Here is a 10,347-nt window from a genome sequence, read left to right as displayed (position 1 = left end):
CGCCGCAGCAGCCCCCGGCCGCCGCCCCGCAGCAGCCGCCGGTGGACCCGCGGCAGCCGGCCGGGATGCCGCCGCAGGCCGCGCCGCCGGTCGGCCCGCCCGCCATGCCGCCGACGGTGCCCGCCGGCGGGCCGGCCGTCCCGCCGCAGGCACCGCCCGGCCAGCCGGCGTACGGCTACCCCCAGCAGGGCTACGGCTACCCGCAGCAGGGGCCCGCCGTCCCGAACCCGTACAGCGCCCCCACGGCGCCCATGCAGGCGGCCCAGCCGCAGCCGGGCCCCTCCGGCACGGGCGGCGGCGGGCAGAAGCGCACCCAGATGATGATCATCGGCGCGGCGGCGCTCGCCGTCGCCCTGATCGTCGCCGGCGGCCTCTGGTACGCCTCCGGCAAGGGGCCCGCCGACGAGCCCGACACCAACCCCACCGCCGGTGCGAGCAAGGGCCCGGCCGGTACGCCCGGCTCGGAGAAGGTGCCCGCCAACACCAAGTCGCGGCCGCTGTACAACCACCCGAGCCCGGCGCCGGAGGAGATCACCTCCGTCCCCGGCTCCTGGCTCACCGACTCCACGTACGCCAAGACCGACCTGTCCAAGGTCGTCGGCTACAACCTGGTCGACGGCGGCAAGAAGTGGGAGCTGCCCTTCCCGGGCGAGGTCTGCGGCGCGACCAAGCACGTCAGCGACAACAAGACGGCCGTGCTGTTCAAGGCGTCCGCGGCCACGCCCGAGAACAAGTACCCGGCATGCACCGAGGTCGGCGTCATCGACCTGAACACCGGCAAGCTCGTCTGGTCCGGCAACGCCAAGGGCAGCGCCACCGGTGACAAGCCCGCCCCGCTGGGCGAGGTCACCATCAGCGGCCAGACCGTCGCCGCGGCCGGCACCAGGGGCGGCGCCGCCTGGAACCTCGCCGACGGCAAGTCGCTGTGGACGCCCAAGGCCGACTCCGAGGGCTGCTACGACGCCGGCTACGCGGGCGGCGAGGGCCTCGCGGTCATCCGCAAGTGCGGCGGCGGCAGCCGGACCCTGTACGCGCAGACCCTGGACCCGGCCACCGGCGCGCCCACCGCCTCGTACAAGCTGTCCGAGGGCATCGAGTGGGCCTCGATCATCTCCACCAAGCCGCTGGTCGTCGCCGCCGACGTCGGCGACACCGCCAAGAACGCCACCGGCATCAGCGACCTGTTCGTCATCGACCCCAAGGGCGAGCTGAAGGCGCGCATCTCGCTCGCCTCCGGCAACTTCGGCGGCAAGTGCCGGAGCACCGAGATCGAGAAGTGCAGCGGCATCGTGGTCGGCAACGGCAAGGTCTACGTGCCCTCGGTCGAGCACCAGGGCAAGGACTCCTCCTCGCTCGCCCGCACCAACGAGCTGCTCTCCTTCGACCTGGAGACCGGCAAGCAGACCAGCGACCGCGCCGACGCCGGCGAGCGGTACACCATGTTCCCGCTCCGCATGGACGGGTCGAACATCATCGCCTACAAGACGCCCCCCTACGACAAGGGCGGCCAGATCGTCTCCATCGACGGCATGACGATGAAGGAGACCCTCCTGATGGAGAACCCGGCGGAGAAGGCGAGCCGGAACGCCGAGACCCGCTTCTCGCCCGAGTACTCCGAGTTCCGCTACCACAACGGCAAGCTCTTCATCTCCCGCACGACCGTGAAGAAGCCGTACGCCGGCCAGCAGGATCCGGAATACCTCTTCGTGTCCTTCGGCGCGGGCTGATCCCCGGCCGTATCCACGATGCGGCAGAAGCCCCCGGAAGGTCCGCCTTCCGGGGGCTTCTGTGCCGTATCCGCCGCACGCCGTCGAACAAGCGTGTAGCTTGCCGGGGCAAAGGGGAGGGTGGGGGACCAATGGGCGTACGGGTCATGGTGCTCGACGAGCACCGGCTGCTGGCCGAGGCGCTCGCCTCGGCCCTGAAACTGCGCGGGCACCGGGTGCTCGCCGCGGCCGCACCGGCCGCCGGCGCCGCCGACCTGGTGATCAGCCGCGCTCCGGAGGTCTGCCTGCTCGGCACGGCCGCCCCCGCCGAGCCGGGGGTCTTCGAGCCCGTCGTCCGCATCAGACGGGAGCGCCCGCAGACCGCGGTCGTGGTCCTCGGCCCCGTGCCGAGCCCGCGCGGGATCGCCGCCGCCTTCGCCGCCGGTGCCTGCGGGTACGTACGCCAGGACGAGCGGATCGAGGGCGTCGAGCGGGCGCTGGCCAAGGCGCGGGCGGGGGAGGCCGCGATCTCCCCGCAGCTGCTCCAGGGGGCCTTCGCGGAACTCCTCAACCCCGCGGCGGCACCCGACGACGAGGGCAGCCGACTGCTGCGGCTGCTCACCCCGCGCGAGGTGGAGGTCCTGGTCCGGGTCGCCGAGGGCGAGGACACCCGGCTCATCGCCGCCGGCATGCAGATCGCGCCGAGCACGGCCCGTACGCACGTGCAGCGGGTGCTGATGAAACTGGGCGTCGGCTCGCGGCTGGAGGCGGCCGCTCTGGCCGCCCGGACCGGCCTGCTGGACCGGGCGGCCCTCCCGCGGACGGACGCCGATTTCCCCGGGCGCCCGTAATCCGGTAAGCCAGTGACCGGCATGCGCACCGTCGCGCGTGCGTTCCCCTGCGAGAGGTAGTAGGCCAGTGAGCAAGACGCCGTCTTCCGCGACGCCGATTTTCAAGTACATGGTCACCGGCGGCGCCGGATACGTGGGCAGCGTCGTCGCGGCGCACCTGCTGGAGGCCGGACACGAGGTCACCGTCCTCGACGACCTCTCCACGGGCTTCCGTGAGGGCGTCCCGGCCGGGGCGGCGTTCATCGAGGGCCGCATCCAGGACGCCGAGCAGTACCTGGACCCCTCCTACGACGCGGTCCTGCACTTCGCGGCGTTCTCCCAGGTCGGCGAGTCCGTCGTGAACCCGGCCAAGTACTGGGACAACAACGTCGGCGGCACCCTCGCCCTGCTGGGCGCCATGCGCACGCACGGCGTGCGCAAGCTGGTGTTCTCCTCCACCGCCGCCACCTACGGCGAGCCCACCGAGGACCTGCTCACGGAGGAGTCCGCCACCCGTCCCACCAATCCGTACGGCGCCTCCAAGCTGGCCGTGGACCACATGATCACGGGTGAGTGCTCCGCCCACGGCGTCGCGGCCGTCTCGCTGCGCTACTTCAACGTCGCCGGCGCGTACGGGCAGTACGGCGAGCGCCACGACCCCGAGACGCACCTGATCCCGCTCGTGCTCCAGGTAGCCCTGGGCGAGCGGGAGTCGATCTCGGTGTTCGGCGAGGACTACCCGACCTCCGACGGCACCTGCGTCCGCGACTACATCCACGTAGCCGACCTGGCCGAGGCCCACCTCGCCGCCCTGGACGCGGCCACCGCGGGCGAGCACCTGATCTGCAACCTGGGCAACGGCAACGGCTTCTCGGTCCGAGAGGTCGTCGAGGCCGTCCGCAAGGTCACCGGCAAGGACATCCCGGAGGTCGTCGCCCCGCGCCGGGCCGGCGACCCGGCCGTCCTCGTCGCCTCCGCGAAGGCCGCCCACGACAAGCTCGGCTGGACCCCGTCCCGCCCCGACCTGGAGGGCATCATCGCCGACGCGTGGAACTTCACCCGCGCCCTGCGCGGCTGACCGCCCCCGCACGCCTCCACCGCGCCCCCCGCACCCGTCGTGCGGGGGGCGCGGTGCGTTGCCCGGCGCCCGCCCGGGGGAGCGCGCCGCACCGGGAGCGCGCCACGCACCGGGAGCGCCGCGGGCGGGCGCTGTGCGCGGGCGCCCGGCGCGCACACGCCGGGTGAAATGCCTCCTGTGCATCTGCCCGGAGCACCTCGGAGCCGGAAAAGGCCCCACCGTGCTTCCGACCGTGAATTCAGGCCATACAGAGGGCCGTTGGGTGCGGCGCCGACCGGAAAATCGCTCGGAAAAGTTCTGCTATTCGGCCAACCGCGAGCGGTGCCCCGCTCTACGCTGATGCGTGACACCGGTGGGGGCCGGTGTTGATTCAGGGGTCGAGACACGCCGGGTACGGCGTCCGGTCCGGGGTAATGCAAGAGATGTCTCGGCGGCGGCCGCGGCAGCTTCCATCTTCCGGTCCGGGCGCCGTACCCGCAGTCGTCCGTCCCCGACCCTTGGGGGTTTCGTGGTTCGCATCCGTGTTCTGGTGGTCGATGACCACCGCATCTTCGCCGAGTCGCTGGCTGCCGCTCTCGCGGCCGAGCCCGACGTGGACGTGTCCGCGGCCGGCAGCGGCCCGGCCGCACTGCGCTGCCTGGAACGCGCGGTGGCGGAGGGGCGCCGCTTCGACGTGCTGCTGGTCGACGCCGACCTCGGCGCGGGCGCCGGGCAGGTGCCCGCCCAGCGCGAGGCGGGGTCCGGGGCTCCGCCGCCGGGCTCCGACGGCATCGCGCTCGTCGCCGGCGTCCGAGCGGCCCATCCCGCGGTCCGCACCGTCGTCCTCGCCGAACGCGACGACCCGCGCCGGGCCGCGTACGCCCTCCAGGCGGGGGCGTCGGGCTGGGTGGCGAAGGACTGCTCGCTCTCGCGGCTGCTGGCCGTCGTCCGGGGCGTACTGCGGGAGGAGACGCACCTGCCGCCCGCTCTGCTCACGGGCGTCCTGCGGGAGTTGACCGCCGCGCGCAAGCACCGCAGCGACAGCGAACGGCTCGTGGAGTCCCTGACGCCGCGCGAGCACGAGGTGCTGCGCTGCATGGTGGCCGGGCTGGGCCGCAAGGACGTGGCGGCCCGGCTGTTCCTGTCCCCGCACACCGTCCGCACGCACATGCAGAACGTGCTGGGCAAGCTCGGGGTGCACTCCACGCTCGCGGCCGTGGCGCTGGCCCGGCGTGCGGGCGTACGGCCGGCGGACCTATCCGGGGACGTTGTCGAACGGAGCGGTCAACTGGCGTAGCAGGGCGGCGAGGTCGGCACGCTGGCTCTGGGAGAGCTGGGCCAGGATGGCCCGCTCCTGGGCCAGCAGCCCCGCGAGGGCCTCGTCGGCGCGGTCGCGGCCCTCGGGGGTCAGCCGGACCAGGACGCCGCGCCGGTCGCTGGGGTCGGGCAGCCGCTCGACGAGACCCTTCTTGGCGAGCCGGTCGATGCGGTTGGTCATGGTGCCGGAGGTGACCAGCGTCTGGGTCAGCAGCTGCCCGGGGGAGAGCTGGTAGGGCGCGCCGGCGCGGCGCAGCGAGGTCAGCACGTCGAACTCCCACGGCTCCAGGCCGTGCTCGGAGAAGGCCAGCCTGCGGGCGCGGTCGAGATGACGGGCGAGCCTGCTCACGCGGCTCAGCACTTCCAGCGGTTCCACGTCGAGGTCAGGGCGTTCCCGCCGCCATGCCGCGACCAACCGGTCGACCTCGTCCTCCATGCCGATCAGTGTAAGGGGTCTGTCGATGTGAAGTCTCTTGAATGCGAGAGTCTCGGAGGGGTATATCTTGAAAGCGTGAGTCTTGATGTCGAGATATATTTCGGTGGGTCGCGGGCATGGAGGGGGCTATGAGCGTCCGCTCCCGACCGCCCCGCCAGCAGGGAGGCTCGAACATGCATTCCGATACGCGCACCCCGGCACGGATCCCCACGACCGCCACCCGCGCTGCACCCACGTGGGACCCCCACCAATACCTTCGGCACGCAGGACACCGCACCCGCCCCTTTCTCGACCTGCTGAACCGCATACCGGAACTCCCCGCCGACCCCGCCCGCATCGCCGACCTCGGCTGCGGCCCCGGCAACGTCACGGCCCTCCTGGCCGAACGCTGGCCCCGCGCCCGCATCACCGGCTACGACCTCTCCGCCGAGATGCTCGACCGCGCCGACACCGAACACGCCGGACCCACCCCCGGCGGCGGCGCCCTCGACTTCCGCCGTGCCGACCTCGCCGACTGGCTCCCCGACGAGCCCTACGACCTGATCGTCTCCAACGCCGCCCTCCAGTGGGTCCCCAGCCACCCCGGATCCTTCGCCACCTGGACCAATGCACTGCGCCCCGGCGGCACCTTCGCCTTCCAGGTCCCCGGCAACCACGCCGCCCCCAGCCACGCCCTCCTCGCCCGGCTGTGCGACAGCCCGCGCTGGCGCGACCGGCTCGCCGGCCACGGCTCCCGCTACACCCACGTCCTCGACGCCGCCGAATACCTCGACCGGCTCACCGAGCTCGGCTGCACCGCCGACACCTGGGAGACCACCTACCACCAGCTCCTGCCCGGCGACGACCCCGTCCTCGACTGGGTCAAGGGCACCGCCCTGCGCCCCGTCCTGACCGCCCTCGAAGACGACCCCCGGGCCGCCGACGCCTTCCTCGCCGAATACCGCGACCTGCTGCGCACCGCCTACCCGCCCGGCCCCCGCGGCACCGTCTTCCCCTTCCGTCGCATCTTCGCCGTCGCCGTCAAGGAGCACTGACCTTGCTCACCACAGTCGACCACGTCCAGCTCGCTGCACCGCCCGGCACGGAGGACCGGCTCCGCGCCTTCTACACCCACGTGCTGGGCATGGCCGAGATCCCCAAACCGCCCGCCCTCGCAGCCCGGGGCGGCTGCTGGTTCGCCGCCGGCGCCGTCCAGCTGCACCTTGGCATCGAGGATGACTTCCGGCCCGCCCGCAAGGCCCACCCCGGTCTGCGGGTGACCGGCATCGAGGACTACGCCGCCCGACTCGAAGAACGCGGCGCCACCGTCGTCTGGGACGGCAGCCTGCCCGGGCACCGCCGCTTCTACTCCGAGGACCCCGTCGGCAACCGCCTCGAATTTCTGGAGCCGCACCCCCCGGCAGGATGAGGCCGCGGCCGGACACGCGACGGCGCCCCGCCACCGCAGCCGCGGTGGCGGGGCGCCGCCGAACCCCGCACCGGCCGTCCCGCCGGAGCCGCGGGGCCTCAGCTCTTGCGGTGGCCCACCAGCCGCGGCTTCGACTCCAGCCCGTCCAGCCCGTGCCAGGCCAGGTTCACCAGGTGCGCCGCGACCTCCGCCTTCTTCGGCCGCCGCACGTCCAGCCACCACTGCCCGGTCAGCGCCACCATCCCCACCAGCGCCTGCGCGTACAGCGGGGCCAGCTTCGGATCGAACCCCCGCGCCTTGAACTCCAGCCCCAGGATGTCCTCGACCTGCGTGGCGATATCGCTGATCAGCGACGCGAACGTACCCGTCGACTGGGCCACCGGCGAATCCCGCACCAGGATCCGGAACCCGTCCGTATAAGACTCGATGTAGTCCAGCAGGGCGAACGCCGCCTGCTCCAGCAGCTCCCGCGGATGACCGGCCGTCAGCGCACCCGTGACCATGTCCAGCAGCTGCCGCATCTCCCGGTCCACCACGACCGCGTACAGGCCCTCCTTGCCGCCGAAGTGCTCGTACACCACGGGCTTGGACACCCCGGCCTTCGCCGCGATCTCCTCCACCGACGTGCCCTCGAAACCCTTCTCGGCGAACAGGGCCCGGCCGATGTCCAGCAGTTGCTGGCGCCGCTCCGCGCCCGTCATCCGAACCCGGCGGCCACGCCTGGGCTTGTCGCTGCTGGAAGTGCTGCCGTCGATCGCCACGCCCCCCATCATGCCGCGTGCGACGCGTTTCCCCTGCGTCGGGCGTCGATCCGGGCTCCGGACGGCCACCGCACATCCGTTGCCCAGCCCGCCCGCTCGAACCAGCGGATCAGCCGAGCGCTGGAATCCACCTGCCCGCGCAGCACCCCGTGCCGGGCCGACGTCGGGTCCGCGTGGTGCAGGTTGTGCCACGACTCCCCGCACGACAGCACCGCCAGCCACCACACGTTCCCCGACCGGTCCCGGGACCGGAACGGACGCCTGCCCACCGCATGGCAGATCGAATTGATCGACCACGTCACATGGTGCAGCAGCGCCACCCGCACCAGGGAACCCCAGAAGAAGGCCGTGAACGCACCCCACCACGACAGCGTCACCACACCGCCCACCAGCGGCGGCACCGCCAGCGACACCGCCGTCCAGAGCGCGAAGTCCCGCGAGACCCGCCGCAGCGCCGGATCCTTGATCAGATCGGGGGCGTACTTCCGCTGATCGGTCTGCTCCGAATCGAACAGCCATCCGACGTGCGCCCACCACAGGCCCTTCATCAGTGCCGGCACGCTCTCCCCGAACCGCCACGGCGAATGCGGGTCGCCCTCCTGATCGGAGTACCGGTGGTGCTTGCGGTGATCCGCCACCCACCGCACCAGCGGCCCCTCCACCGCCATCGACCCCATGACCGCCAACGCGATCCGCAGCGGCCGCTTCGCCTTGAAGGAGCCGTGCGTGAAATGGCGGTGGAAGCCCACCGTGATCCCGTGGCAGGTCAGGAAGTACATGAACGCCATCAGGCCGAGATCCAGCCAGCTCACCCCCCACCCCCAGGCCAGCGGCACCGCCGACAGCAGCGCCAGGAACGGGACGGTGATGAACAGCAGCAGCGCGATCTGCTCCACCGACCGCTTGCGCTCCCCGCCACGGGTCGCGGACGGCAGCGGCGAGGCGGACGCGCCGGAGGAAGGGGGACCGGCCGGGGAGCCGGAGGACGTGTCGGACGGCGGATCCGAGGGCGTGGAGACGCCCCCGAGCAGATCGGAACCGGTGGTCATGGGTGTCCCCTGAAGGAAGAGGGAGGAGGCAGGCACCCCGGCTACGGATGCGTAACCTACGGCAACGTAAGTATGGCAAAGCGCGGCCCCCCGGCAAGGGGAGCGCAACACCACCGCACGGCGCACGCACAGGCGCGCACCCACCGCACGCGCCCCGCCCATCCACCGCCCACGCCCGCCCACACGGCGCACAGCGCCCGCCTGTCGAGACGTTTACCGAGGCACGAGGCCCGGACACCTATCCTGGTGTCGTCGGACAGCGCGGTCCGCACGGGCAGCCGAGCTGCGCGGCAAAGGACTCCCCCGCAACGGAACAGACACCCGGCCGGGCGGCAGCACCACGCGCGCGCACGCCGGAGCCCACCTCCCCGTAGCGCTCGACCACTGCAAGGAGCCGCACCTGTGAGCAGTGCCGACCAGGCCTCCACCGCCCACACCCCGGGCCGGGCCCCGTCCGCCGTCGCCGCCGTCAACGCCGAGCTGCGCGCGGACATCCGCCGCCTCGGCGAACTCCTCGGCGAAACCATCGTCCGCCAGGAGGGCCGGGAACTCCTCGACCTCGTCGAGCGCGTCCGCGCCCTCACCCGGACCGACGGCGAGGCCGCCGCCACCCTCCTCGGCGACACCGACCTGGAGACCGCCGCCAAGCTGGTGCGCGCCTTCTCCACCTACTTCCACCTCGCCAACGTCACCGAGCAGGTCCACCGCGGCCGCGAGCTGCGCGCCCACCGCGCCGCCGAGGGCGGCCTCCTCGCCCGCACTGCCGACATGCTCAAGGACGCGGACCCCGAGCACCTGCGCGAGACCGTCCGCAACCTCAACGTCCGCCCGGTCTTCACCGCCCACCCCACCGAGGCCGCCCGCCGCAGCGTCCTCAACAAGCTGCGCCGCATCGCCGCCCTCCTGGAGGAGACCGCCTCCGGGGCCGGAGACCGCCGCCGCCAGGACCTCCGCCTCGCCGAGAACATCGACCTCGTCTGGCAGACCGACGAACTCCGCGTCGTCCGCCCCGAGCCCGCCGACGAGGCCCGCAACGCCATCTACTACCTCGACGAGCTCCACGCCGGCGCCGTCGGCGACGTCCTCGAAGACCTCGCCGCCGAACTCCAGCGCGTCGGCATCGAGCTGCCCCCCGGCACCCGCCCCCTCACCTTCGGCACCTGGATCGGCGGCGACCGCGACGGCAACCCCAACGTCACCCCCGACGTCACCCGCGAGGTGCTGATCCTCCAGCACGAGCACGGCATCACCGACGCCCTCGAACTCGTCGACTTCCTGCGCAGCCTGCTGTCCAACTCCATCCGCTACACCGGGGCCACCGAGGAGCTCCTCTCCTCCCTCCAGGCCGACCTCGAACGCCTCCCCGAGATCAGCCCCCGCTACAAGCGGCTCAACGCGGAAGAGCCGTACCGCCTCAAGGTGACCTGCGTCCGGCAGAAGCTCCTCAACACCCGCGAGCGCCTCGCCAAGGGCACCCCCCACGAGGAGGGCCGCGACTACCTCGGCACCGCCGAACTCCTCACCGACCTCACCCTCATCCAGACCTCCCTGCGCGAACACCGCGGCGGCCTCTTCGCCGACGGCCGCATGGACCGCACCATCCGCACCCTCGCCGCCTTCGGGCTCCAGCTCGCCACCATGGACGTCCGCGAGCACGCCGACGCCCACCACCACGCCCTCGGCCAGCTCTTCGACCGCCTCGGCGAGGAATCCTGGCGCTACTCCGACATGCCCCGCGAGTACCGGCAGAAGCTCCTCGCCAAGGAACTCCGCTCCCGCCGCC

At 72.5% G+C, this 10,347-nt stretch carries 11 protein-coding genes; 8 read left to right on the top strand and 3 right to left on the bottom strand.

The window, feature by feature from the left end; translation table 11 throughout:
- From HYE82_RS28395 to HYE82_RS28380, 4 genes are all read left to right on the top strand, one after another.
- The coding region (locus tag HYE82_RS28395; protein WP_306439645.1) for a PQQ-binding-like beta-propeller repeat protein at positions 1 to 1,727 on the top strand (1,727 nt) is incomplete at its 5' end.
- 131 nt (positions 1,728 to 1,858) lie between these two features.
- Positions 1,859 to 2,557 (top strand): response regulator transcription factor, encoded by a 699-nt coding sequence (locus HYE82_RS28390; protein ID WP_179177027.1) that lies wholly within the window; start codon positions 1,859 to 1,861, stop codon positions 2,555 to 2,557.
- Positions 2,558 to 2,666: 109 nt separating this feature from the next.
- Positions 2,667 to 3,614, top strand: a complete 948-nt coding sequence (gene galE / locus HYE82_RS28385) for a UDP-glucose 4-epimerase GalE (RefSeq protein WP_179177030.1) — start codon at positions 2,667 to 2,669, stop codon at positions 3,612 to 3,614.
- 508 nt (positions 3,615 to 4,122) lie between these two features.
- Complete coding sequence (locus HYE82_RS28380) at positions 4,123 to 4,890, top strand: response regulator transcription factor (protein ID WP_179177026.1); 768 nt, start codon at positions 4,123 to 4,125, stop codon at positions 4,888 to 4,890.
- On the opposite strand, the gene HYE82_RS28375 is transcribed toward HYE82_RS28380, so the two are convergent.
- Positions 4,849 to 5,346: a MarR family winged helix-turn-helix transcriptional regulator gene (locus tag HYE82_RS28375; RefSeq protein WP_179177025.1), complete on the bottom strand. Its 498-nt coding sequence runs from the start codon at positions 5,344 to 5,346 to the stop codon at positions 4,849 to 4,851. The two genes, HYE82_RS28380 and HYE82_RS28375, sit on opposite strands and share 42 nt — an antisense overlap.
- A 173-nt stretch (positions 5,347 to 5,519) precedes the next feature.
- Between HYE82_RS28375 and HYE82_RS28370 the strand changes: the two genes are divergently transcribed.
- Both HYE82_RS28370 and HYE82_RS28365 read left to right on the top strand, forming a co-directional pair.
- Positions 5,520 to 6,380: a trans-aconitate 2-methyltransferase gene (locus HYE82_RS28370; protein ID WP_179177024.1), complete on the top strand. Its 861-nt coding sequence runs from the start codon at positions 5,520 to 5,522 to the stop codon at positions 6,378 to 6,380.
- A gap of 2 nt (positions 6,381 to 6,382) precedes the next feature.
- Complete coding sequence (locus tag HYE82_RS28365) at positions 6,383 to 6,754, top strand: VOC family protein (protein WP_179177023.1); 372 nt, start codon at positions 6,383 to 6,385, stop codon at positions 6,752 to 6,754.
- 98 nt (positions 6,755 to 6,852) lie between these two features.
- Here HYE82_RS28365 and HYE82_RS28360 read toward each other — a convergent pair whose 3' ends face one another.
- Entirely contained in the window at positions 6,853 to 7,527 is a 675-nt protein-coding gene (locus tag HYE82_RS28360; protein WP_179177022.1) for a TetR/AcrR family transcriptional regulator, read from the bottom strand.
- On the bottom strand, positions 7,524 to 8,450 hold the full coding sequence (locus HYE82_RS28355) for a fatty acid desaturase (protein WP_256987825.1): 927 nt from the start codon (positions 8,448 to 8,450) through the stop codon (positions 7,524 to 7,526). The genes HYE82_RS28360 and HYE82_RS28355 overlap by 4 nt, the downstream gene beginning before the upstream one ends.
- Between HYE82_RS28355 and HYE82_RS38510 the strand changes: the two genes are divergently transcribed.
- Positions 8,383 to 8,577, top strand: a complete 195-nt coding sequence (locus HYE82_RS38510) for a hypothetical protein (RefSeq protein ID WP_256987826.1) — start codon at positions 8,383 to 8,385, stop codon at positions 8,575 to 8,577. The two genes, HYE82_RS28355 and HYE82_RS38510, sit on opposite strands and share 68 nt — an antisense overlap.
- Positions 8,578 to 9,044: 467 nt before the next feature.
- A partial coding sequence (locus HYE82_RS28350; RefSeq protein WP_179177028.1) for a phosphoenolpyruvate carboxylase occupies positions 9,045 to 10,347 on the top strand: 1,303 nt, incomplete at its 3' end.

The sequence above is a fragment of the Streptomyces sp. BR123 genome (assembly GCF_013401435.1).
Taxonomy (GTDB): domain Bacteria; phylum Actinomycetota; class Actinomycetes; order Streptomycetales; family Streptomycetaceae; genus Streptomyces.
The sequence above is the reverse complement of the archived record's forward strand: the minus strand, read 5'-3'. Positions and strand labels throughout refer to the sequence as shown.

Excerpts from the sequence above, each read along its gene's own strand:
- HYE82_RS28390 (WP_179177027.1), top strand. The coding sequence starts at position 1,859 with ATGGGCGTACGGGTCATGGTGCTCGACGAGCACCGGCTGCTGGCCGAG.
- galE (WP_179177030.1), top strand. The coding sequence starts at position 2,667 with ATGGTCACCGGCGGCGCCGGATACGTGGGCAGCGTCGTCGCGGCGCAC.
- HYE82_RS28375 (WP_179177025.1), bottom strand. The coding sequence starts at position 5,346 with ATGGAGGACGAGGTCGACCGGTTGGTCGCGGCATGGCGGCGGGAACGC.
- HYE82_RS28370 (WP_179177024.1), top strand. The coding sequence starts at position 5,520 with ATGCATTCCGATACGCGCACCCCGGCACGGATCCCCACGACCGCCACC.
- HYE82_RS28360 (WP_179177022.1), bottom strand. The coding sequence starts at position 7,527 with ATGATGGGGGGCGTGGCGATCGACGGCAGCACTTCCAGCAGCGACAAG.
- HYE82_RS38510 (WP_256987826.1), top strand. The coding sequence starts at position 8,383 with ATGAACAGCAGCAGCGCGATCTGCTCCACCGACCGCTTGCGCTCCCCG.